General features: G+C 58.5%; 22 protein-coding genes. 15 read left to right on the top strand and 7 right to left on the bottom strand.

All coding sequences use genetic code 11. The features are described from left to right. Positions 1 to 29: 29 nt before the first annotated feature. From BM347_RS08975 to BM347_RS08955, 5 genes are all read right to left on the bottom strand, one after another. The gene (locus tag BM347_RS08975; RefSeq protein ID WP_093916144.1) at positions 30 to 713 is read right to left on the bottom strand and encodes a response regulator transcription factor; all 684 of its coding nucleotides are present in this window, start codon (positions 711 to 713) and stop codon (positions 30 to 32) included. 9 nt (positions 714 to 722) lie between these two features. Then, positions 723 to 2,309, bottom strand: a complete 1,587-nt coding sequence (locus BM347_RS08970) for a sensor histidine kinase (RefSeq protein WP_093916143.1) — start codon at positions 2,307 to 2,309, stop codon at positions 723 to 725. Positions 2,310 to 2,328: 19 nt separating this feature from the next. Then, positions 2,329 to 3,120 (bottom strand): ABC transporter permease, encoded by a 792-nt coding sequence (locus BM347_RS08965; RefSeq protein ID WP_093916587.1) that lies wholly within the window; start codon positions 3,118 to 3,120, stop codon positions 2,329 to 2,331. Between the two features lie 2 nt (positions 3,121 to 3,122). Continuing rightward, a complete protein-coding gene (locus BM347_RS08960; RefSeq protein ID WP_093916142.1) occupies positions 3,123 to 3,842 on the bottom strand; it encodes an ABC transporter ATP-binding protein in 720 nt (239 codons plus the stop codon). Between the two features lie 164 nt (positions 3,843 to 4,006). Further along, positions 4,007 to 5,221, bottom strand: coding sequence for an MFS transporter (locus BM347_RS08955; RefSeq protein ID WP_175498541.1), 1,215 nt, complete (start codon positions 5,219 to 5,221; stop codon positions 4,007 to 4,009). 201 nt (positions 5,222 to 5,422) lie between these two features. On the opposite strand from BM347_RS08955, the gene BM347_RS08950 reads away from it, so the two are divergent. The 13 genes from BM347_RS08950 to BM347_RS08890 all read left to right on the top strand — a co-directional run bounded on the left by BM347_RS08950 (position 5,423) and on the right by BM347_RS08890 (position 17,721). Continuing rightward, on the top strand, positions 5,423 to 6,340 hold the full coding sequence (locus tag BM347_RS08950; RefSeq protein ID WP_093916586.1) for a hypothetical protein: 918 nt from the start codon (positions 5,423 to 5,425) through the stop codon (positions 6,338 to 6,340). A 96-nt stretch (positions 6,341 to 6,436) separates the two neighbouring features. Beyond that, a complete protein-coding gene (locus BM347_RS08945; protein ID WP_093916140.1) occupies positions 6,437 to 7,393 on the top strand; it encodes an AAA family ATPase in 957 nt (318 codons plus the stop codon). Beyond that, positions 7,390 to 8,295 carry a DUF58 domain-containing protein gene (locus tag BM347_RS08940; RefSeq protein WP_093916139.1) on the top strand — a complete coding sequence of 302 codons (906 nt, stop codon included), beginning with the start codon at positions 7,390 to 7,392 and terminating at the stop codon, positions 8,293 to 8,295. The genes BM347_RS08945 and BM347_RS08940 overlap by 4 nt, the downstream gene beginning before the upstream one ends. Next, complete coding sequence (locus BM347_RS08935) at positions 8,292 to 8,660, top strand: hypothetical protein (protein ID WP_093916138.1); 369 nt, start codon at positions 8,292 to 8,294, stop codon at positions 8,658 to 8,660. Before BM347_RS08940 ends, BM347_RS08935 begins: the two co-directional genes overlap by 4 nt. After that, complete coding sequence (locus BM347_RS08930; RefSeq protein WP_093916137.1) at positions 8,653 to 9,615, top strand: VWA domain-containing protein; 963 nt, start codon at positions 8,653 to 8,655, stop codon at positions 9,613 to 9,615. Before BM347_RS08935 ends, BM347_RS08930 begins: the two co-directional genes overlap by 8 nt. Beyond that, the gene (locus BM347_RS08925; RefSeq protein WP_093916136.1) at positions 9,612 to 10,511 is read left to right on the top strand and encodes a VWA domain-containing protein; all 900 of its coding nucleotides are present in this window, start codon (positions 9,612 to 9,614) and stop codon (positions 10,509 to 10,511) included. Before BM347_RS08930 ends, BM347_RS08925 begins: the two co-directional genes overlap by 4 nt. Beyond that, entirely contained in the window at positions 10,508 to 11,182 is a 675-nt protein-coding gene (locus BM347_RS08920) for a tetratricopeptide repeat protein (RefSeq protein ID WP_093916135.1), read from the top strand. The genes BM347_RS08925 and BM347_RS08920 overlap by 4 nt, the downstream gene beginning before the upstream one ends. Continuing rightward, complete coding sequence (locus BM347_RS08915; RefSeq protein WP_093916134.1) at positions 11,179 to 12,402, top strand: BatD family protein; 1,224 nt, start codon at positions 11,179 to 11,181, stop codon at positions 12,400 to 12,402. The genes BM347_RS08920 and BM347_RS08915 overlap by 4 nt, the downstream gene beginning before the upstream one ends. A gap of 114 nt (positions 12,403 to 12,516) precedes the next feature. Then, a complete protein-coding gene (locus tag BM347_RS08910) occupies positions 12,517 to 13,236 on the top strand; it encodes a LuxR C-terminal-related transcriptional regulator (RefSeq protein WP_093916133.1) in 720 nt (239 codons plus the stop codon). Positions 13,237 to 13,238: 2 nt separating this feature from the next. Then, positions 13,239 to 14,405 (top strand): FIST N-terminal domain-containing protein, encoded by a 1,167-nt coding sequence (locus tag BM347_RS08905; protein WP_093916132.1) that lies wholly within the window; start codon positions 13,239 to 13,241, stop codon positions 14,403 to 14,405. A 2-nt stretch (positions 14,406 to 14,407) separates the two neighbouring features. Continuing rightward, on the top strand, positions 14,408 to 16,645 hold the full coding sequence (locus BM347_RS08900; RefSeq protein WP_093916131.1) for a PAS domain-containing hybrid sensor histidine kinase/response regulator: 2,238 nt from the start codon (positions 14,408 to 14,410) through the stop codon (positions 16,643 to 16,645). A gap of 63 nt (positions 16,646 to 16,708) precedes the next feature. Beyond that, complete coding sequence (locus tag BM347_RS08895) at positions 16,709 to 17,371, top strand: hypothetical protein (RefSeq protein WP_093916130.1); 663 nt, start codon at positions 16,709 to 16,711, stop codon at positions 17,369 to 17,371. Then, a complete protein-coding gene (locus tag BM347_RS08890) occupies positions 17,368 to 17,721 on the top strand; it encodes a hypothetical protein (RefSeq protein WP_093916129.1) in 354 nt (117 codons plus the stop codon). The genes BM347_RS08895 and BM347_RS08890 overlap by 4 nt, the downstream gene beginning before the upstream one ends. Positions 17,722 to 17,748: 27 nt before the next feature. On the opposite strand, the gene BM347_RS08885 is transcribed toward BM347_RS08890, so the two are convergent. Continuing rightward, positions 17,749 to 18,564 carry a quinoprotein dehydrogenase-associated SoxYZ-like carrier gene (locus BM347_RS08885; RefSeq protein ID WP_093916585.1) on the bottom strand — a complete coding sequence of 272 codons (816 nt, stop codon included), beginning with the start codon at positions 18,562 to 18,564 and terminating at the stop codon, positions 17,749 to 17,751. A 169-nt stretch (positions 18,565 to 18,733) separates the two neighbouring features. On the opposite strand from BM347_RS08885, the gene BM347_RS08880 reads away from it, so the two are divergent. Then, positions 18,734 to 19,780 (top strand): quinoprotein relay system zinc metallohydrolase 2, encoded by a 1,047-nt coding sequence (locus tag BM347_RS08880; RefSeq protein WP_093916128.1) that lies wholly within the window; start codon positions 18,734 to 18,736, stop codon positions 19,778 to 19,780. Positions 19,781 to 19,790: 10 nt separating this feature from the next. Here BM347_RS08880 and BM347_RS08875 read toward each other — a convergent pair whose 3' ends face one another. Continuing rightward, entirely contained in the window at positions 19,791 to 20,414 is a 624-nt protein-coding gene (locus tag BM347_RS08875; RefSeq protein WP_093916584.1) for a hypothetical protein, read from the bottom strand. 163 nt (positions 20,415 to 20,577) lie between these two features. On the opposite strand from BM347_RS08875, the gene BM347_RS08870 reads away from it, so the two are divergent. After that, positions 20,578 to 21,690 carry an S-(hydroxymethyl)glutathione dehydrogenase/class III alcohol dehydrogenase gene (locus tag BM347_RS08870; RefSeq protein WP_093914399.1) on the top strand — a complete coding sequence of 371 codons (1,113 nt, stop codon included), beginning with the start codon at positions 20,578 to 20,580 and terminating at the stop codon, positions 21,688 to 21,690.

Raw genomic sequence — 21,690 nt, 5'->3', positions numbered from 1 at the left:
ACTAAGAGGACCTTAGACTTTGGTGGGTGTCAGGTGTCGTTGAAAATCGGAACCTGACCGGAAAGAATAAAGCCCTGATTTCTTAGTGTTTTGATTTCAAATGGAAAATCATCAGATGAGAGCTTTTTACGCAAATAACCGATGTAGACATCAACGACGTTTTCGTTGCCTGATCCATCGCTGGCCCAGAGCGTGTCAAACAAAGATGCGCGCGAAATTGTCGTGCCAGCGTGCTGTATCAACAGCTCCAAAAGCTCGAATTCGCGCTCTGTCAGGGGGGTCTCGGACACCCCGTTATGTAAAATACGGGTCTGGCGTGACAGTTTGCACGGGGCGGGGCGTTCGGTGCTGACCCGGTGTTCCTGTACCCGCAACCGCGCCACCAATTCTTCAAAGTCAAACGGTTTGACGACATAATCATCGGCCCCCGCTTCCAGCCCTGCGGTGCGATGTTCCACGTCAGATAGGGCCGATAGCATCAGGATGGGCAGGGTGGCCCCGCTGGCACGGATGGTGCGCACAAGATCGATGCCGCTGTCTGCACCCAGCATAACATCGACAATTGCGCTAGAATATCGACCTGTCTGTAGCCGTTCCAATGCGCGGTCGGCACGGTTTTCCGTCTCGGCGGCATAGCCATGCAGCGCCAGCCCCCGCGCGAGGGCAGAGGTGATTTCGGGATCATCATCAATGATAAGTAAACGGCCGGGCATGGGTATATTCTAATCCTTGGCGATCGGCAGGCGAACCGAGATTTTAGTACCGGCTGCGGGGCCGAGTGCATCGGAGCGGGGCAGCGGGCTGGTCAGGCTGATTTCGCCCGCCTGTTCTGTGATCACCCAGCGGGCAAGGGCCAGACCAACGCCGAAACCCTGTTTGCCGGTTTTCGAAGACCCTTGCACAAAGCGGTCAAAGACGCGCGACTGGTCCTGTGGGTCAATGCCGGGGCCATTGTCGGTCACGGACAGCCCTGCCATCGTTGGGGTGATTTCCGGTGCCAGCCGCACGGTGACGCCATCGCGCGCATAGCGGATGGCGTTCCGGATCAGGCTCACGGTCACTTGGCGGATCCAGTTCGGATCAGTGCGCAGCGCAATATCGGGCATCTCCGCCACCTCAAGCGTCATGCCGGCGTTATCGATTTCGGCCTGTATTTCAGTCTGCACCTCGGCCACCAGTTCGGGCAGGTTTACGGGCTGTGGTTCCAACGCCAGCTGTCCGGTATCCGACCGCGCCAGCCGCAGCAGATCGTCAATGCGCCGGTTCAGCCGCCGCGCCTGATTTTCGATGGTCGAAAACGCGGTGTGGGTATCATCGGGACCTTTCTTGCCAATCTGTGCCTCCATCAGCATGACGGTCAGCGGGGTGCGCAATTCGTGGCTGACATCCGCAAAAAACCGACGTCTATTGCTGTCGATTTCTTCCAATGCGGCATTTGCAGCGCGTAGCGCTTCGGTGCGGTCGGCAATGGTTTCATTCAATCGCGCCCCTTCTGCGGCAACCTGCTGTTGGCGGTCATGCAATGCGGCAGCCATCCGGTTTGTTTCGGCAGCCAGCAACCCGATTTCATCCTGCCGCGTTACAGGAAGCGCGACGGCAAAATCCCCCGCGCCAATTTGCTGGGCCGCGGCGCGCAGTTGATCCAGCCGCCTGAACTGGGGTCGGATCAGGCCAAAGTAAAAGGCCGCGACCAACACAACCGCAGCAGCCGCGATCAGCACAGCAAAAAGCGCCAGCCGCTGCCGCAACGCGTCGATCCCGGCCAAAATGGTATTGCGGAACATGACTTCGGTGTTGATGGCCTGGCCCAGCAGCGGATCAAAGCCCGAGGCAAAGCCGTCGATATAGGCGCGTAGATGCGATGCGTCGGTTGTGTCGGTCTCCAACCCTTTCAACGTCCTGTCCAGCAAGGCCTGCATCCGTGCCAAGCCAAGCGACTGGGTGCCATATCGTGATTGTTCATCAAGGCCGAGCGTTTCGGCAGCGGCGACCGCTTGGGCAACATCGTCATGCAGTTGCACAAAGGTGCGGCTGATCTGGTCGGCTACCGGGGTAATACGCTCCGTCCGGGTGGTCAGCGGCAGGCCGGTTTGCACGGCTTCGGTTGCGACCACCAAAAAGGTAGCCGCCTGCGTCGACAACCCCGCATAGCGCGACATCCGCGTTTCCGAGGCAAGGGCCGTATCCAGTCTACGCCCAACCTCGCCCAGCCCCAGATACAGCATCAAGGCTATCAGGATCGTCGCTAGCCCCAGCAATGCAGCCCCAATCGCCAGGCGGAGCTTTAGGGACATTGCGGGTTTGAGCATGATACCTGATTGCACCGGATCAGCCCTTGCGTTTGATCAGACCGCGCGCGGGATCATAGCCCCAGACGGCGATCAGGCTTAGCACAAAAGTACTGACAATCACCCAAGCCAAGGCATGTAGGTTCAGTTGCAGATACAGTAGAAACCGGATCAGTTCGACCACATGGGTAAAGGGATTGAACGTGCAGATATCGCGCAGCAGCGGGGAGCTTTCGGCCATTTTCCAAAGCGGATAAAGCGCGGAAGACAGGAAAAACATCGGGAAGATGACAAAATTCATGACGCCCGCAAAGTTTTCAAGCTGCGAAATAAAGCTGGACAGAACCAACCCAAGCGCCCCCAGCATCAGCCCGCCAAGGATCAAGCCGAGCAGCACCGCGACATAGCCCCATGGCGGCATGGTGATGCCAAAAAGCGCAGCAATGCCAAGGAAGGCATAGACCTGCAAAACCGATATGGTGGTGGACCCGAACAGCCTGCAAAACAACAGCCACCATCTGGGATAGGGGCTGGTCAGCAGCAGGCGCATGGATCCCATCTCGCGGTCATAAACCAGACTAAGCGAGCTTTGCATGCTGTTGAAAAGCAGCACCATCGCGCAGAGGCCGGGCACGATATAGGTCTCGTAGGTGATGTAAGTATCGTAGGGCGGAATGATCGACAGGCCGAGGGCCGCGCGAAATCCCGCGGCAAAGATGAACAACCAGACCAGCGGGCGCACCAGCGCTGCGACGAACCGTTCCCGTTGATGCACAAACCGCAAGAATTCACGGATGACAATTGCGCGGGTAACGCCCCAATAGCCTATCATATTCATGTCGGAGCCACGGTGCGGACCAAAAACCAATCGGGCAAAGGGGTATCACCGCGCAATGCGCCCGCTTGCCCCGCATCGATGATCTGCCCTTGGTGCAGGACCAACAGCGCGTCGGTGTCGCGGACTTCGTCGGTTAAGTGGGTCGTCCACAAAACGCTTAGGCCTTGGTTAGCCAGATCATGTACATGATCGGTGATCGACTGACGTGCGGCAGCGTCCAGACCTACGGTGGGCTCGTCCAGCAAAAGCACCTTGGGATCGTGCAGCAAGGCGCGTGCCAGTTCGGTCCGCCTGCGGTGCCCGCCATTTAGATCACGCGCCTTTTCGTCGATACGTTCGCGCATGCCCAATTGCTCTAGCGCGGTATCAATGCGACCGGGGACTTCGCCCCGTGGCAATCCGTGCAGGGCAGCGAAATACGACAGGTTTTGACGCACGGTCAGGCTTAGATCGAGGGTGGATTGCTGGAAAACCACGCCCAGTTCAGCCATCGCGCTGCGCGGCGCGTTGCGCAAATTATGCCCGGCGATTTCAATGTCACCGGCGGGTGCCACCAGCAGACGCGTCAGCAGCGATATCAGCGTGGATTTGCCCGCCCCGTTCGGGCCCAACAGCGCGCAGAACTGCCCCGGTGCCACGGAGAATGACACATCTTGCAGCGCTTGTTTTGCGCCGTAGTTAAAGCTGAGCCGCTGAACCGATAGACCTGTTGTCATTGTATTTCATACACAAAATAGATCGTTGCCATACTGCGCCTTTGGTTTTTGTGTCCTTGCAGATACTGTGCCCCGAAAGCATTCGCACGACAAGCCACGTCGCGGGGCCGGGATTTAACGCCTGTTTTGCAACGCGGCTGATCCGAACTGAACGGGCGGGCGATCTAGGCTTCGACCGCCGTTCTGAGGTCTTCATAACTTTTTACCTCTCGCAGGCCACTGACACCCGCCGCCAAAAAGGACAGCGCGAAGGCCATGAACACCAGCACCAGACCCGCCTGCGGTGACGATGCGCCGACAAATGCACCTGCGAGTACCGCAGCCAGAGGACGGACACCGTAGATGGCTGTTTGGATAACGGCGTTGACTCGCCCAAGCATATGGCCCGGCGACACGATCTGCCGAACCGAATTTTGCGCGATCAGCCACATGGACGGGCCAAATCCGATGATAAAGAAGGCGGCACAGATTGGCGGAAGCGACCCTTGTGCTGGTGCCATATACAGGATTACCGGAGCCAACAGAGAAATGCCTGGCCCGAACAGCAACACCATATTTGGCTGGATGCGCGCGCCGTATCTACGGTTGATCCACGACCCCATGATTGCGCCCGCGCCAAACGCGGCAAGCGCTATTCCGAAACTTCCGGCCCCGATCAAATAGACGTCACGGATCAAAGGCACTATCGTCACCAGCAGCGCAGAAAATGCAAAATTCCAGAAAATCGCGCAAAGCAGGATGGCCCGCAAAAGGCCATGCCTGACCACGTATTTTCCACCTTCCAGAACCCTGCCAAAGACCGTTTCTGTCACGGTGGTTGGCGTGATCTCAAACCGAGGGAGCTGCATAGCAAAGATGCAGGCAACGGTCGCCCCCACAGCGGCAAGAGGGAACAACCAGCCCGCAGAGAGGTATGAAACCGCAACTCCGACAGAAAGCGGCACGGCAAAGGACGCCAGTGCACGGGGCAATTCTATACCTGCGTTGGCTGCCCCAAAGTCCTTTGGGGCGACGGTTTTTGGGATGATGGAAAGCGTCGTGAGCGTAAATAGAACGATGCCAAACCCCGCCAGAATAACGAAAAGGCCGAACCAGAACAGACTGCCAATAGCCACAGCCGTTGCGGCACCGCCAAACCCCGCAAGCGACAGCAATGTCGCGGCAATAGCCAAGGTTCTTTGCTGATAGGTATCGACCAAAATCCCAAACGGAATGGACCCCAGAAGATGCGCCATCGACTGACATGCGACAAGCAATCCGATCGTCTCTGCCGATGCATCGAAGATCAGGGCCGCAACCAGCGGCACCGACACCAGCGCGATCTGGTCCGCAATGTGGATGCCATAAGCTGCGCGCGTTAAGTGTCGTATCGGTGTCATGTCTGCTCTCCTGATTTTGTTAGGGACAGCAATACAATCAGTTGTTCTGCAATCGACCCGAAACATGCGGTAAAGGCGGCGCGATAAAAGCCCCTTGTTTGCGAAGCAGCGCCCAGCATCACGAAATATCAACATCCCCTCATAATAATGGACGCAACCGGCCATGTGACCTACGCTTGGTCAAACCTACAGGACATGATTATGCACCGATTGATAATCTCCCTGCTGCTCGTTTTGGGCATCGCTGCGGAAGCCAGCGCAAATCGGGCGCGGTATCTCGAACTTGCCCGCCGCGGCTGGGGGTACGAGCTGCGCACGGCACTGCCTGGCCGCGCATTTCCTGCGCCGGTCCATATCAACGGGCGCGATCTGGCGGGCTCCAGCCTATGTGTGGTGGGCGATCTGCCCCATCCCAGCTCGCTTAGAACCCTCAACGCGTTTCGCGCGCTGATCGAACATACCTTCGGCAAACCGTTGACCATGCGCCATGCGGGCAGGTCGGCTGAACAATGTGGGTTTGGCCGGACGGTTATCCTAAGGCTGTATTCAGGGCTGCCGCCCAATCGCGCGCTGACGGCTGACCTTGACTGGATGAACCGCGTGCATGAGTTGGGCCTGCCGAAAGGCAGCTATTACACCGCGACGTCGCCCGCCATGGCGCAAACCTTTTTTGGCAAACGCGGGCAGGGAACACATATCATGGTCAAGCAACCTGCGTTCCCCCGTCCGGATGCATTGGCAACTGCGTTTTATAAATCCATTCTGATCGAAGAGCTGTTCCAGTCTTTTACCTTTGGGATGGACATCATGCTGTTTGACAGATCGGCAGCATTTGAAACCAAGCTGCAAGAGACACCCGTTAATCTGCACAGGCTTTCGTGGGAATCGCGGGATTTCATGCGCGCGCTTGTGAACTCAAACCCGGATGGCTTGTGCTTTTTTGACGTTTTCATGCTGCACGCGGTTGCCCAAGCCCCCGTTGATCAGACCGTCGATCCGGAGTTTATCTCATTTATTGATCGCGCTTATGACACCCTTTTGACCCGAACGCAGGGCACCGTGGCTGACCCCAGATTTGCCGATCTCCTTGCGCCGGGCTGCGCCCGTTTAACCCCATGAAACACGCATGACATCCGCCCGATACTTTCGGGGGTGTATGCGCAGGCTGTTGTTCTGGCTATTTTGAGGGGGCCGAAATACCGGCTGGGGGGACGCATGAAAAGAGGATCGGATAATCCACAAGCGGGTGTGGCGGGGCTTGCGGCACATCTTGGGCAGGGGCTTGTGGGCCACGACGCCCTGATCGAGCGGCTGTTGGTGGCGTTGCTAGCAGGCGGGCATCTGCTGGTCGAAGGGCCGCCCGGTCTGGCCAAAACCCGTGCGGTGAAATGGTTGTCAGAGGCGGTCGAAGGGTCCTTTGCCCGGATTCAATGCACCCCCGATCTGATGCCGTCTGATCTGACCGGTACGCCGGTTTATCACCCCCAAGACGGCACATTTGAATTTGTGCCCGGTCCGGTTTTCAACAATCTCGTGCTGGTGGACGAAATCAATCGCGCACCGCCTAAGGTACAGTCCGCCCTGCTTGAGGCGATGGCCGAGCGGCAGGTCACGGCCGGCAATGATACCCATTCGCTGCCTGATCCGTTTCTGGTGGTGGCGACGCAAAACCCGATCGAACATGACGGGACCTTTCCCTTGCCCGAGGCGCAGCTGGACCGGTTCTTGCTGCATATCATATTGGAACTGCCGGGGATCGAAACGGAACGTCAGATCCTTGATCTGGTCGAGGCCGAAGCCCAAGGTGCCCCGTCGCCTGCGCCGTCCCTGTCCCTGACCGATCTGGCGAAGGCCCGCGCGCAGGTGCAGCAGGTCCATCTGGCACCGGAGCTGCGCGATTATATCGTTCGGTTGGTGATGGCGACGCGTGAAGGGCCGCTGGCGCAGGATATCGAACATGCCGTTTCGCCGCGTGGCTCGCTCTCCCTTGCTGCCGCCAGTAAGGCGCGTGCATTTTTGCACGGTCGCGATTTCGCCCTGCCCGAGGACGTCGCGGCCTTGGCAGGTGATGCGCTTGCCCACCGCATGGTACTAAGCTGGCGCGCCGTCGCGGATGGTCGCCGCGCCCGCGATATCGTGGCGGATATTGTCACCGCGATCGAACCGCTGTGACGGCTGCGCTGGAGGCCCCCGGCGTTGCCCTTACGTCTGCGGCGCTGATCGCTTTGCGCGGGGTGGCGTTGAATGCAAATGCGGCCCCTGTATTGGCGGCTTTGCCCGGCGGGTTTGCCACGCGGCGCAAGGGCCACGGGCTAGAGGTCGCATCGACGCGGGAATATGCGGTGGGTGATGATCTGCGGCATTTGGATTGCGGTACAACGGCACGGACGGGCCGGTTGCATGTGCGCCAATTCCAAGAAGAACGTGATCGCGTCACCTTGCTGATCGCTGATTTTCGTCCGGCGATGTTCTGGGGGGTCCGGCGGGCGTTCCGCTCTGTCGCCGGGGCCGAGGCATTGGCGTTAGTTGGTTGGAACGTGGTCGAAAGCGGCGGTCGCGTGGGGCTGTTGGCCCTGACGGCAGCGGGCCCTGTCATTGCCATGCCACGCGGGCGCACCCGTGGCATGTTGGATGTTATCGGGGGAATGGTGCAGGCCCATACCGATGGGTTGGCTGCGATGATCAACGGGCAGGTTGACGATACCCCGCTGGATCAGGGCCTTGCTCGCGCCGACCGTCTGGCCCCGCCGGGGTCTGAATTGGTGATTGCGTCGGGGTTTGATGCACCGGGGGCCGGGTTGGCAGATCGCCTGAATGCCTTGTCCCGAAGGCGGTCCCCGCGGTTATTGCTGATCACAGATGCGGAGGCGGCTGATCTGCCGCGCGGGCGCTATCCGATCCGGTTGCCCGATGGTCGCCGGATCAGGGTGCATCTGGGTGGGCAGGATCATCGTCAGGCTGACCCAATGCGTCAGATCGCTGGGCGTACTGCGCTGGTGCTGGATGCTGGCGAAGCGGTCGAGCAAACGGCCCGTCGGCTTGCGGCCGTCTTTATGGCGGAGCGGGCGGCATGACCGATCAAGCGATGAGCGAAGCCGCGATGCTGATCAGTCTGCGCGATATTACCCTACCCGTTGAAGCAGCGGGCCGTTCTGTCGCGGATATCGTTGTCACGGTGGGGCTTGCCGGCGTCTTGGCCTTGATCATTGCAGGGGTATTGCGGCTGTTTTCCATGCGGCGACCGGCGGCGGGATCAGACCTACGGGCGCAGATATTGGCAATTGCCGACATGCCGGATGACGCCCGCCGCGTCGCGTTGCTGCACCTGTTCCGTGAGGCACAGCCCGAGCGGTACGCTGCCATCAAAGGTGCGCTTTATCAGCCGGAGGGCGGCGTGGATATCGCCACGCTGGAGGCGGAGGTCGCGCGCCTTGTTTGAGCTTGCCGATCCATGGTTCCTGGTGCTGCTGCCGCTGCCCTTGTTGGTGATGTGGCTCTTTGGCGCGGCACCGATGGCTGGGGGCGCGATCAGGGTGCCGGGTAGGATCGGCGAGGCGTTGATCGCGGCGCAGCAGCGCCGGACGCTGGACGGCGGTTTGCGCCTGCGCTTTGGTATTTTATGGGTCATTTGGGGGCTGTTGATCCTTGCGATTTCCGGCCCGCGTGACCTTGCACCTGTGTCAGCGCTCAAGGTCACGGGGCGCGATCTGGCGATTGTTCTGGATCTGTCAGGGTCGATGGTGCGCGATGATTTTCATCTAGGGGGCGAGCCGCTGACCCGGCTTGAGGCGGTCACCACCGTTGGCGCTGATTTTGCCAGACGGCGCGGGGGTGACCGTGTTGCGCTGATCGTATTCGGGTCAGAGGCCTATTACGCCGCGCCGTTTTCCTTTGACGTCGAAGCAGTCGCGCGCCGGATTGAAGAGGCGCAAATCGGCATATCAGGTCGCGCGACCAACATCTCCGATGGGCTGGGCCTTGCGCTCAAGCGGATGGCGCAAAGCGATGCGGCGTCACGGGTCGTGATCCTGTTGTCGGACGGGGTGAACAATGCGGGGGCGACCAACCCGCGCGGTGTGGCCGAGCTGGCTGCGCAAATGGGGGTGCGGGTCCATACGATTGCCCTTGGCCCCAAGGATCTGACGACGGCAGAGGCAGGCGAGCGCGGCGTTGTGGATGCGGCCACCTTGCGAGCGATTTCCGAGATTTCGGGCGGTGAGAGTTTTCGCGTCAAAACCACAAAAGATTTGGCGCAGGTGGCCGATGCGTTGGACCGTTTGGAATCCACCGACAGCGACGGATTGGCCGCAGAGGTGTTTCGCGATTATTGGCCGTGGCCTGCCAGTTTTGCCGCGTTGCTGGGGCTTTGGCTCGCGTGGAGGGAGCTGTCGTGAGCGGCATAGACATCATCCTTTTGCGGCCTTGGTGGTTGCTTGGGTTGCCGGTGTTGGCGCTGGTGGGTTGGTGGCTTTTGACGCGGCGGGGCGGGCTGGGCGATTGGCAAAAGGCCAGCGATCCCGCGTTGCTGCGAGCCATGGCTGCGTTGGGGCGAATCGACACATCGTCAAGCCGCGTACCGGTGTTGGCGATGCTGGCCGTGGTGGCGATTGCATTGCTGGCCCTGTCCGGCCCCGCGATTGAACGGCGCGATACGGTGTCGTTTCGAAATCTCGACGGGGTTTTGTTTGTGATCGACACATCCGCCAGCGTGACAGACGACGTGCGCTGGCCGCAGATGCAGGCGATGGCACGGTTCGGGTCGGCGTCGCTGGGCACCCGCCCCGGCGGGCTGATCGTCTATGCCGGCGATGCCTATGCTGCCGTGGATATGACGCTGGATCACTTGCAGTTGGGCCAGACGTTGTCGTTGCTTGATGCCAAGACCGTGCCAGATGTTGGCACCCGCCCTGAACGGGCGTTAATGCTGGCCCGCGATCTGCTGCGCGAGGCGCAAGTGATCGCGGGCGACGTGATCCTTTTTACGGACGGCGATGGGTTGGGCGCGGCATCATTGCGCCAAGCGGCCACTATCGCGGGGCAGGGTGCGCGGCTATCAGTTGTATCCCTGAACGCGCCGTCTGCGGCGATAGATACCCATGCGGCAGCGGGCGCTGGCAGGGTATTCACACTGGATCAAAGCGACGTATTTGCGGCGTGGATCAATGAAACGGCCCGCACGCGGCTGGAGGCTCAAGACTACCCGCTGATATTTTGGAAAGACATGGGCCGTTACCTGTTGTTGCTGGCACTGTTCCCGTTGCTGCTGCTGTTTCGCAGGCAAATTGCATGAGGGCGCTTGCTATTATATCCGCGCTGGCCTTGGCCCTTGGTCTGATAACGGGAGGCACTGCGCCTTTCGGGCGCGTGTTTTTGGCAATGGGGCTACCGAGCGTCGCGGCACCGCTATTTTATGATCCGACATGGCATGGGGTCGCGTTGTTTCGTGCGGGGGATTTCGATGCGGCGGCAGATCGGTTCGCGCAGGCAGGTGCCTTCTATAATCTGGGCAATGCAGAGGCCCATGCAGGCAATTACGCCGCTGCCCTAGAGGCATTTGATATGGCCCATGCACGTGGACATCCGGACGCGCAGGCCAATTTCGATGTGGTGGCGGCATTTTACGCGGGTCTTGGCATCGATCCAGAGGCGCTTGCCCTGTTTGAAACGCGAAAAGACGGGGCCGAAGCGGACAGCTTTGTCGCGCGGGGCAATGCGCGTGCAGCGGGGACGGGCAGCGACGTGACCAACAACAACACGATGCTGGGTTTGGCGCAACTGGACAGTCGGGGCCGCCAAGGCGTGCGGCGGATATTTGATGACAAGTTCATGCTGGCAGATACCCGTTGGCTTGCCCAACTGGCTGATGTGCCCGGTGACTATCTGGCGGCTCGGATTTTGCAAGAACACAAGCGGCGCAGAAAGCTGGGCCTGTCACCGCCCAAAGCGGAGGATCCGCGATGAGATGGCTGATGGTTTTGATCCTGACGGCCTTGCCGGGGCTGGCGATGGCGCAATCAAAAACGGTGCTGCCGCAAGATCTGGAATTGTCGGTGGAGGTGACCGAAACGGGGTATACGCCGTTTGTGGGTGAAATGGTGCTAATTACGATCAAGGGGATATATCGGCGTCACATCACCCGCGAAAAACTGGTTCAACCGGACTTTGAAGGGTTCAGCTGGAGCCAGTTGGGCGATGACACGTGGCGAGATGAGCGGATCAATGGCGAGCTGGTCAAAACGTTCCGGCGGCGCATGGCCATCTATCCGTCCAAACCCGGTGCGCTGACCGTCGGGGCATTCACACACAATCTGACCCTGACCGACGACAGCGACGATTGGTTTGACCATCAGATTATGTCGGCACCGGTCACGATTGATGTTGTCGCGGCACCGACAAACGAGGATTGGTGGTTCCCAACCCACTCCCTGAAGGTGTCGGACCAGTGGTCGAATGCGCCTGATCAGTTGGTGCCGGGCGAGGGCGTCTTGCGGGTCGTGCGGATTGAGGCCTTGGGTGCCACCGCTGAAATGATCCCGCCGATGCCAACCCTGCATTCGCCGTCTGCAATGATCTTTCCACACCCGGAAAAACGCTTTGTCGAACTGTCGCCGCAGGGGCCGAAAGCATTCGCCTATTGGCGCTGGACGATCCGGCCCAGCAACGACACATCGACCATCGTTGAACCGCTAAGCTTTACCTATTTCGACACGATAAACCGCGTGGACCGGCAGGTTACGATTTCCGCGCAAAGGGTCGCATACGGATCGGTAACGCCTGATCAGGATGACACGGCGACGGGTAAGATGCGTGGGGCTTCAGCGCAATTGCCGGGCTGGCCGATGGCAACCTTAGCCGCCTTGATTTGCGCCGGAGGGGTGTTTGTTGCCCAAAGGGGGCACCGGATTTCCGGTTCGCCCGCCCTCAGGCGGTTTTGGTGGGCCGATCCGCTGGCCCTTCAGCTGCGCCGGGCGGCACGGGCAGGCCACGCGGCAGAAATGCGGAGCTACGCGGCTGCGATGCTTCGGCGCGATGGAATAACCGCGCGCCGCCAAGCCCTGTTACACCAGCTAGATCTGGTGCTGTTTGACCCGAAAGGCCAGCCCGATTCTATAAAAGATTTCGCCCGCGATTTCCTGCGGGCATCTGGCGCGGGCACCAAGGATCAACAGCCGATTTCGTGATTTACGATAAAACAAGTGCGATTGGCAACTTCCCGCATAAATTGAGTTTATTTTGCGGAATCTGTTGAAAAGTTTGTTGTTCTCCGTAGCATCGTGTTTGGGAGGACTAGTTTCATGGAACATTTCGGTGTGCCAATACAGCAGGATTTTGTGTCGTCCATGCTGATTGTTGATGACCATCCACTATACAGCGACGCCTTGGAATCCGCGTTGGAACTGGTGTTTGAGGATTGCGATATTCGCAAGGCAAGCACCCTGAAAGGCGCTTTGGAAATGGCAAAGGGCGGTTTTGAGCCGGACCTTGTTATGTTCGATCTAAAACTGCCGGATGTCACGGGGATTTCCGGTTTTCGTACCCTGCGAAAACATTTTCCAGACTCGCGTGTACTGGTGATTTCTTCGCTGGCATCGTTTGAGCTGGTGCATTCGTTGCTGCGCGATGGGGCGTCGGGGTTTCTGCCCAAAGACACATCCGCGCAGGCCCTGCGTGGTGCCCTGGCTGAGATTATGGCGGGCGGCGTTTATGTGCCCAAGGGGTTTCAGCAACCCAGCGAAGGGGACCGCGATGGGATATGGTCTAAGTTTGACCACCCCAAACTGGCAGAGATGACACCGCAGCAAAAGCGGATCATGCGGCTGATCTGCCGGGGCAAAGCCAACAAGCAAATCGCCTATGAACTGTCGCTGGCCGAAGCAACGGTCAAGGCGCATATCACGGCGTTGCTGCGCCGACTGGGTGTTCGTAACCGCACGCAGGCCGTTGTAATGGTCGAAGGCGCAATCGCGCAGCAGTTCGGGGATGAGCCGGAAGCGCGCGCCTTTCTTAGGCATTAACCATGCTGCACACACCCCCTGGGCAGACCGGCCCGACCTGTGTTCGGGTGGCGGTTTCGCGGGCACCTGATGCAGAGCAAGCGGCACGCGAGGCGGCGGCGCAGATCCAAAACGCCGCCACCTGTTTTGTCTTGTGCTTTGTGCCGGGCCATTTGGATTGTCAGGTCGTTGCATCCGTCTTGGATGATACGCTGCATGGTTTACCGGTTTTTGGTTGTTCGACAGCGGGGCAGATCACAACCCAAGGCTATGAGGTCAATGCGCTGTTATTGATCGCCTTTCCCAAAAGCCATTTTCGCTGTTCTTCGGTCCTGTTTGAACCAATGAACCCGTTGTCATCCACCGATGTTGCCGCCCAGGCGCAGCGCGCGGATCAACGCTTTCAGCACACGGCAGGCTGGCATCGATTGGGGCTGATTTTCGCGGACGGACTGTCCAAGCAGGAAGACATTCTCATTTCAACACTAGAAGCCGTGCTCACCGATCTGCCTATTTTTGGCGGATCTGCGGGCGATGGGCTTTTGTTTGAAAAGACCTTTGTGCTGCACAAAGGCAACGCACTTAGTGACGCGGCGGTGTTGTTGTTGGTGGAAACCGACCTGCCTTTCCAAGGGGTCGGCTTTGATCATTTCCTGCCTGCAGGATTGGACATTGTTGTTACAGATGCCGACCCTGAGCAACGCAAAGTATTCGAGATTAACGGTGCCCCTGCGGCGCAGGAATATGCCCGTTTGGTGGGCAGTTCGGTCGAGGATCTGTCGCCCGAGATTTTTGCCGAGAACCCGTTGTTGATCCAATACAATGGCAATCACTATGTGCGCGCCATTTCCGACGCAGACGAGGATGGGGCGTTGTCTTTTCTGGCGGCCATTGATGATGGGTTGATCATGACGCTGGGGTTAGGACAAGAGATCACCAAGACGCTTAAAACCGGTTTGGACATTCGCGACAGGCGTGGCCAGCGCCCGGATTTCATCCTTGGCTTCGACTGCGTCCTGCGCAAGCTTGAAATCGAACAAAAGCAACTTGGCGGGGCCGTGTCGGAAATATTAGCCGACGCGCGGCTGTTCGGGTTCAACACCTACGGAGAGCAGCATTGCGGCGTGCATATGAACCAAACCCTTGTTGGCGTGGCCTTTTTCGTGCCGGATGAGAGGACATTCTTTTGACGATGATTGATCCTCGAGCACCGCTGCCGGAGCAGGTGGAAAGGCAGTCAAAAATCATCGATGCGTTGGTGCGCCGTGCCAGCCAGCAAAAAGATGTAGGTCCCTCGGCCTATCGCGCATTTCAGTCGGCGATTGATCTGCAACAGCAGGTCGCGGCACAGACCTTGGAACTGGAAAGCGCCCGATATGAACGCGAGCGCACGCGCAAAGCGCTGGTCGAAGCGTTGGCCTCGATGGAGGAAGGTTTTGCGCTGTTCACCGATGGCCGATTGAACATCTGCAATGAACTATTCCAAGAGCTATTGCCCGACATTTCAACTAAGGTTGTGCCGCAGCTTGAGCTGAAGCTGTACTTTGAACTGATGGCGACCAGCCGGTTTTTGGTGTCAACCAACCGCAAGCTGTTGAATGTGTCCGACGAACTGGAAGCGGCGGGCGCATCTGATCCGGCAATGTCCATCGTGGCCGAGCTGCTGCGCGACCGCTGGTATCAGCTGAGCGTGCAGAAAACCTCGCCTGAGAACACGGTGTTGTTGCTGACGGAAATTACCACACTGGTGCAGCATAACAGGCGCGAAAAGGAACACCTGATAGACCAGCAGGAGGACTATCTTCAGGCGGTTTTCCAAAATATGAGCGCAGGCGTCTGCACCTTTTCTGCCGAAGGACAGGTGATGATGCATAACGGGCGCTTTGGTGCCATTCTGGGTGTGCCATTATCCGCCTTTCAACCGGGAACCCCGGTGCAATCACTGATGGGGTACATGACGCATCGCAATCTGATCGAGGATAGCGTGCTGGCGCAGATGGAAGCGTGGCGGCAAGAGATGGTGAACAAAGGGTCACTAAGCCGCCGCGTGCTGCATGGTGCAGATAGGGTATTGGACGTTTATGCCAACGTTTTACCAGACGGCCATTTTCTGGTGGAACTCAAGGACGTGACCCTTGAGGCACGCTCGACCGAGCTGTTGGAAAACCGGGTGATGGAGCGCACGGCGGAGTTGACCCACGCCAATGAACAATTGACTGCGCAATACGAAGAAAAAGCGCGGGTAGAAGAGGAATTGCGCATCTCCAAGGAGCGCGCAGAAGCTGCGGTGTCCTCCAAAACACGGTTTCTGGCGGCGGCGAGCCATGATTTGCTTCAGCCGATCAATGCCGCGAAATTGCTGATCTCTACGTTAGAGGAAACAACCCGTGAGACCCGGTTCTTGCCCATGGTCGAACGGTTGGGCGGGGCATTTGCATCAGCTGAATACTTGTTGCATTCCTTGCTGGATATATCGCGGCTTGAAAGCGCGGACCCCGACATGGTGTCGCCCAGTGATGTGAACCTTGGGACCATTATGATGGGCGTTAAATCAGACCAGATGCTGCTGGCAGAACAAAAATCAGTACAGCTGGATGTGGTGCCAAGTTCGGTATTTGTGCGCTCTGATCCGGTGTATTTGCTGCGGTCGGTGCAGAACCTTGTGGTCAACGCGATACAATACACCAATGTTGGCGGTCGGGTTTTATTCGGGTGTCGGCGCAAGGGCGACAAAATCGTTCTTGAGGTGTGGGATACCGGGATCGGTATCCGCCGCAAGGATCAAGCGCGTATTTTTGATGAATTCACCCGTGCCGAAAACGTACCGATCGGGTCGGGCGTCGGGTTGGGGCTGTCGGTTGTCGACCGCGCGTGCCGATTGCTGGGCCACCGTCTAAGCGTGCGATCCAAGCCCGGCCTTGGGTCCGTTTTCAGTATCGAAATGGACATCGTGCATGACGCAGCGCCTGTCGCGGCGCAGCATATCCCTGTTCGCGAGCTTGAGGCGGACTCAGTGGATCATATTGTGGTGGTCATCGAGAATGACGCGGATGTGCTATATGGCACCACGCAGTGGCTTCAACAGTGGGGGGCGAGCGTCTTGTCCGCCAGTTCCACCCATCAAGCGGTGGAGTTTGTAAAAGACATGGGGATGGCCCCGGATATCATTCTGGCGGATTACCAGTTGGATGGTGCGGATACGGGCATTAGGGCGATATCGGAAATTCGCGCGATGACCGGTGCTCAGGTTCCTGCGATCTTGGTGACTGCAGACCGTAGCGAAACGGTCAGACGTACAGGCGAGCAAAACAACATATCTGTGATGACAAAACCCGCGGATTTGCTGCGCCTTCGTGGCTTGATCGAATGGAAAATCAGCTCAAATAAGCCGCCGGCGAATCCGTCAGGGCAGATCAAACAGGAAGTATAGACAAAAGTCGACGGTGACAGTGATGCGCAAGGTCCGCACAATTGACCACGAGAGGATATAACAATGATCACCAAAACCTTGGCTGCTGTCGTCTTTGCGATCACACTCGCGGGGGGCGGCATGGCTGCCCCGCTGGGGGGCGATCAAACCTATGACATGCTGTTCCGCAATGGGACGCTGGATGATGTCAATCGGGACACGGCACTGGTATATCGACGCGTTGTCGTGAATGCGTTGAACCCCGAAGCTGGCACACGCGACACCGGCCATGTCGCGCTTAGCTTTCGCAAGGGGGATCCTTCGATGGCGATACTGGAATTCCAGCAAGACGGCAAACATCGTGTGATGGGGACGTTTCCAGCCAATGTAGGCAACCCGATGATCATGTATTTCTACGAAGCCGCTGTGCGGGATATGGCGGAATCGGCGGGCGGCAGCCCTTTCTATATTCGCAACCGCGTCAAAGAGGCGCTGATTAATCCGTCTGATATTGAGGTCGGCGAGGCGCAGTTTGAGGGCCGCGTTGTCAAAACCCAGACGATCCGGCTTTATCCGTTTGCGGGCGATAAGAACCAGAACAGGATGAAGGGTTTTGGCGATCTTGAGCTGCGCGTTACAATGTCCGAAGAGGTGCCCGGCTGGTATCTAAGCCTCGTGGCCGAGGCCGCTGGCGGCGACGTGTATCGGTCAGAGCTGTCGTTCGACCACCTAGAGGATACGAAATGAAGCGGCTGGTCAGCGCTATTACAGTGATCGTTATCACCGCGGGGGGGGCTTTTGCACAATCTGTGGCGGACAGATTGAACGACTATCCGACGGCCGCGCGTGCGGATTATGTGTTCGCCTGTATGGTCACGAACGGGCAAACCCGCGAAATGTTGGATCGCTGCGCCTGTTCAATCGACGAGATCGCATCGATCCTGCCCTATGCGCAATATCTGCAGGCCGAGACCGTGTTATCCATGCGCCGTGTCGGCGGTGAACGGATGTCGATTTTCAAAAACGCCTCAATCGCGGAGCATCTGGTCGCCGATATGCGGCGTGCACAAGCCGAAGCCGAGATTGTCTGTTTTTAACGTGACCGCAGGTGCCCTATGCGCGGTTCATCCGTTGACAGATTTGGGCAATACGGTCTCGAATTCATTCCCTTCGGTATCGGTGGCTTTGATCACAAGCACCGCCGCGCCGTTGTCGTTATAGGCGAAGCGGAACACTGGGTTTTCAGAGATTGAAATGCCGCCATCCATGGTGAACAGCAACGCGTCGCCCTGCCAGACTTCCATGTGGTCGATGAAATGTGCGGGAATGAACAGCTGTGTGATCTGATCGCGCTGCAACCCCGAATAATTGGGGTGGCGGATCATAATTTGCGCTTCGCGGCGCGGGATCGACATCTGAACGCTATCGCCGGCGAACTGCCGCAGCTTCATCGCGCCCATACCCGCAAGAGCGGCCTCAGGGTCTTTGGTGGCGGGTGCTGAACAGCCACCCGACGCTTTGACATAGCGGCCCGTCATAAAAAGACCGTCCTGCGTTTCAGCGATAACCCGGATGTTGGAATATTGGTTGACCCGCACCCGCATTTCAAAATCCAGCACGCCCATATCCTTGCCGAAACCGAACACGGCAGCGACGGGCGCGGGGTTGTCGTCAATCACCACCGTGGCGGCGGAAATGGTCGCGGTATCATCTAGTTGTTTCAGGACAATGGGTACCGTCGCGGCATCATGCGCGCGGTAGGGGGCGTCAATACTCAGCAGGTCATCCGCACTTGCCAGTTGCGCATCGCCGACCACATCCCCCCTAAGATCATCCCACGTCGCGCTGGATTGAAGCGGGTTTTGCGCCGTCTCGGTCGCCCAAACAGGGCCCGCGCACAGCGTGGCCAGAATAGCGGTAATTGTCAGTTTAAAGAGCATTGCAGTCTCCTTGGGCATCCAATCACCGGGTTTATCGCATAGTAATCACGAAAAATACATTGATACCTATGGCTGATTGGGCGTCACGATTTCGTGTGAAACGATAGTCCCGGCGTTTTGGGTGGTATGCTGCGGACGCTGTGCCGGGATTATTTCGAGGGGACTACATGTGTTTGAAGCCGTCGTATCACTGTGCCTGACGCTAAGCGACGGGCCGTGCCGCGACCAGTTGCTGTCAGGTCACGAGGCCATGACCCGCGAGGCCTGCATTGCGTCGCTTGCCGCATCCGCGCCGTCCTTGGGCAGCTTCGATGGTCTTGGCGTTCTGGGCGACCCGACCTGTAAACCCATGGCAGAGCCGCTGGAAGTCGCCGAGGTCGCCGCGGGCGTCTTTGTCCATATGGGCCTGATCGAGGAGCCAAGTAAAACCAACCGCGGGGACGTCTCAAATCTGGGCTTCATCATTGGCACGCATGGCGTTGCGGTAATTGACACGGGCGCAGCCCGCTGGACGGGAGAGGCATTGTGGCGGGCGATACGGTTGCGTACAGATCGTCCAGTAACTCATGTTGTGTTGACCCACATGCACCCGGATCACGCGCTGGGCGCGGCCCCTTTTTCGGAGGCTGGCGCGCAGATCATTGGCCATGCTAACCTGCCGCGGGCGCTGTCGGACAGACAAGCCAATTATCTTGAAAGTCTGGAGCGTTTGATCGGGTCTGAGCAGTTTCTGGGAACGCAAGCCGTACCAATAGACCAGGTGGTTCAGGATAGGCTGGACATTGATTTGGGCGGGCGCGTTTTGGAACTTCGGGCTTGGCCCGTGGCCCATACCGCTGCCGACTTCACGGTGCTGGACCAGAACACCAAAACGCTGTTTGCGGGCGACCTGATATTTCACCGCCACATACCCGCGCTGGACGGCAGCCTGAACGGATGGCAGGCGGTGCTGGCAGAGCTGCAAAAGATGGAACTGACCCGGCTGATCCCCGGGCATGGCGGGCCTGCGCTGGATTGGCCAGGCGGTTTGGCTGGAATGAAAAGCTACCTGAACGCGCTGGAAACAGACACGCGTGCCGCGATTTCGGAAGGTGCCAGATTGGGGGAGGCGGTTGAGATAATCGCGCAATCACAGGCCGCCCATTGGGAGCTGTTCGACGCCTATAATCCGCGCAATGCAACAGCTGCCTTTACCGAGCTGGAATGGGAGGACTGACCGCGCCGGATTAACCTTTATCCACCACGACCTGTTGCAGCATCTGCGCGATTCCGAACAGGCGGCGTTCAAGCAGAACCGGTGTCTCGCAAATATACTGAATGCTGCGCTGCCGATCAGTGTAAATGATCTGGTCCCAATCCAGCTGTTCTTCCAACGCGTCTACCCGATCATAATCCGGCTTGGCCTTGGCCATGATCGCATCCATCTCGGAACGGGCGGTGTCGATCTGTTTGGCCAGCGCAATCTGGCTTAGGGAAAAGTCGCCAATGCCGCCAATGATTCGTGTTCTACGCTCCGAAAGCGTCTCGAACGCGCGGGAAAACACCAAACCAAGCAGCTTGGGATCGCCTTCATATGCCTTGGCAAATCCTTCTACCTGCGGCCGAACCGCGTCCAGATTGACCCGCCGCAAGGACAAATGGCTTGCCAGATCGTCGATCTCGGCGCGGGTTTTGGCGTCTTCGGGCATGGCGTCAGGGTCAACCGGAAAGGGCCACATCAACCCCAAGGATAGCGTTTCGACCTTGCGCTGCACACAAGGCCATGTCGGATCCGAAAAATCAGCGGCCTGACCGGGAAGGGCCAGCCCCATCAGAAGAACCGATAGCGAGAGATGCTTGGACAAGGTCATTATGGCCCCCGAATTTGTACCGCAACTATGGCCAAGCATCGCGCGCAAGTCCATTGCACCCAATACCCACCATTGTCCTAGTTGATTTGCAAATCGGGCGGTTACCATACTGATCCAAACGTAAATCTGGCAGCCAATGCCATGAATGCTGGGGGGATTCTGTATGAGAACACGGGCGGCAGTAGCTGTTGAGGCGGGTAAACCGCTTGAGGTCATGGAGGTGAACCTTGAGGGTCCCAAGCGGGGCGAGGTTTTGGTTGAGATGAAGGCCACGGGCCTGTGTCACACCGATGAATTCACCCGTTCGGGCGATGATCCCGAAGGGATTTTTCCCGCCATTCTGGGCCACGAGGGCGCAGGCATCGTGATGGAGGTCGGCGAGGGTGTGACCACGCTTGAGGTCGGCGATCACGTGATCCCGCTCTACACCCCTGAATGCCGCGAATGCGAATATTGCCTGTCAGGCAAAACCAACCTGTGCCAGGCCATTCGCGTCACCCAAGGCCAGGGCCTGCTGCCCGACGGCACCACGCGATTTTCGATGCTCGATGGCACGCCGATCCACCACTACATGGGGTGCTCGACCTTTGCCAATCACACGGTTGTCCCCGAAATCGCGCTGGCTAAAGTCCGCAAGGACGCGCCGTTCGATAAAATCTGCTATATCGGCTGCGGCGTTACCACGGGCATTGGCGCGGTTATCAACACCGCCAAAGTCGAGATCGGCGCGCGCTGCGTTGTCTTCGGGTTGGGCGGCATTGGCCTGAACGTAATCCAAGGGCTGCGTCTGGCCGGCGCGGATCAAATCGTGGGCGTCGATCTGAACGACGACAAGGAAGAAACCGGCCGCTATTTCGGCATGACCGATTTCGTGAACCCGACCAAGGTTGACGGCGACATGGTGGCCCATCTGGTTGAGCTGACCAAGGGCGGTGCCGATTACACCTTCGACGCCACCGGCAACACCAAAGTCATGCGCCAGGCGCTTGAGGCGGCGCATAAGGGCTGGGGTGAAAGCATCATCATCGGGGTCGCCCCCGCAGGTGCCGAAATCTCGACCCGGCCGTTTCAACTGGTCACAGGTCGTGTCTGGCGCGGGACCGCATTTGGCGGGGCCAAGGGCCGCACCGATGTTCCCAAAATCGTGGACTGGTACATGAACGGCAAGATCGAGATCGACCCGATGATCACCCACAAACTGACGCTGGACGACATCAACCACGGCTTCGACCTGATGCACCAAGGCAAATCAATCCGCGCCGTCGTGGAGTTTTGA

Source organism: Sulfitobacter marinus, assembly GCF_900116285.1.
In the GTDB taxonomy this organism is placed as follows: domain Bacteria; phylum Pseudomonadota; class Alphaproteobacteria; order Rhodobacterales; family Rhodobacteraceae; genus Sulfitobacter; species Sulfitobacter marinus.
The sequence above is the reverse complement of the archived record's forward strand: the minus strand, read 5'-3'. Positions and strand labels throughout refer to the sequence as shown.

Excerpts from the sequence above, each read along its gene's own strand:
- BM347_RS08920 (WP_093916135.1), top strand. The coding sequence starts at position 10,508 with ATGAGGGCGCTTGCTATTATATCCGCGCTGGCCTTGGCCCTTGGTCTG.
- BM347_RS08875 (WP_093916584.1), bottom strand. The coding sequence starts at position 20,414 with ATGACCTTGTCCAAGCATCTCTCGCTATCGGTTCTTCTGATGGGGCTG.
- BM347_RS08910 (WP_093916133.1), top strand. The coding sequence starts at position 12,517 with ATGGAACATTTCGGTGTGCCAATACAGCAGGATTTTGTGTCGTCCATG.
- BM347_RS08975 (WP_093916144.1), bottom strand. The coding sequence starts at position 713 with ATGCCCGGCCGTTTACTTATCATTGATGATGATCCCGAAATCACCTCT.
- BM347_RS08945 (WP_093916140.1), top strand. The coding sequence starts at position 6,437 with ATGAAAAGAGGATCGGATAATCCACAAGCGGGTGTGGCGGGGCTTGCG.
- BM347_RS08965 (WP_093916587.1), bottom strand. The coding sequence starts at position 3,120 with ATGATAGGCTATTGGGGCGTTACCCGCGCAATTGTCATCCGTGAATTC.
- BM347_RS08905 (WP_093916132.1), top strand. The coding sequence starts at position 13,239 with ATGCTGCACACACCCCCTGGGCAGACCGGCCCGACCTGTGTTCGGGTG.
- BM347_RS08935 (WP_093916138.1), top strand. The coding sequence starts at position 8,292 with ATGACCGATCAAGCGATGAGCGAAGCCGCGATGCTGATCAGTCTGCGC.
- BM347_RS08960 (WP_093916142.1), bottom strand. The coding sequence starts at position 3,842 with ATGACAACAGGTCTATCGGTTCAGCGGCTCAGCTTTAACTACGGCGCA.
- BM347_RS08870 (WP_093914399.1), top strand. The coding sequence starts at position 20,578 with ATGAGAACACGGGCGGCAGTAGCTGTTGAGGCGGGTAAACCGCTTGAG.
- BM347_RS08950 (WP_093916586.1), top strand. The coding sequence starts at position 5,423 with ATGCACCGATTGATAATCTCCCTGCTGCTCGTTTTGGGCATCGCTGCG.
- BM347_RS08915 (WP_093916134.1), top strand. The coding sequence starts at position 11,179 with ATGAGATGGCTGATGGTTTTGATCCTGACGGCCTTGCCGGGGCTGGCG.
- BM347_RS08970 (WP_093916143.1), bottom strand. The coding sequence starts at position 2,309 with ATGCTCAAACCCGCAATGTCCCTAAAGCTCCGCCTGGCGATTGGGGCT.
- BM347_RS08885 (WP_093916585.1), bottom strand. The coding sequence starts at position 18,564 with ATGCTCTTTAAACTGACAATTACCGCTATTCTGGCCACGCTGTGCGCG.
- BM347_RS08955 (WP_175498541.1), bottom strand. The coding sequence starts at position 5,221 with ATGACACCGATACGACACTTAACGCGCGCAGCTTATGGCATCCACATT.
- BM347_RS08895 (WP_093916130.1), top strand. The coding sequence starts at position 16,709 with ATGATCACCAAAACCTTGGCTGCTGTCGTCTTTGCGATCACACTCGCG.
- BM347_RS08900 (WP_093916131.1), top strand. The coding sequence starts at position 14,408 with ATGATTGATCCTCGAGCACCGCTGCCGGAGCAGGTGGAAAGGCAGTCA.
- BM347_RS08890 (WP_093916129.1), top strand. The coding sequence starts at position 17,368 with ATGAAGCGGCTGGTCAGCGCTATTACAGTGATCGTTATCACCGCGGGG.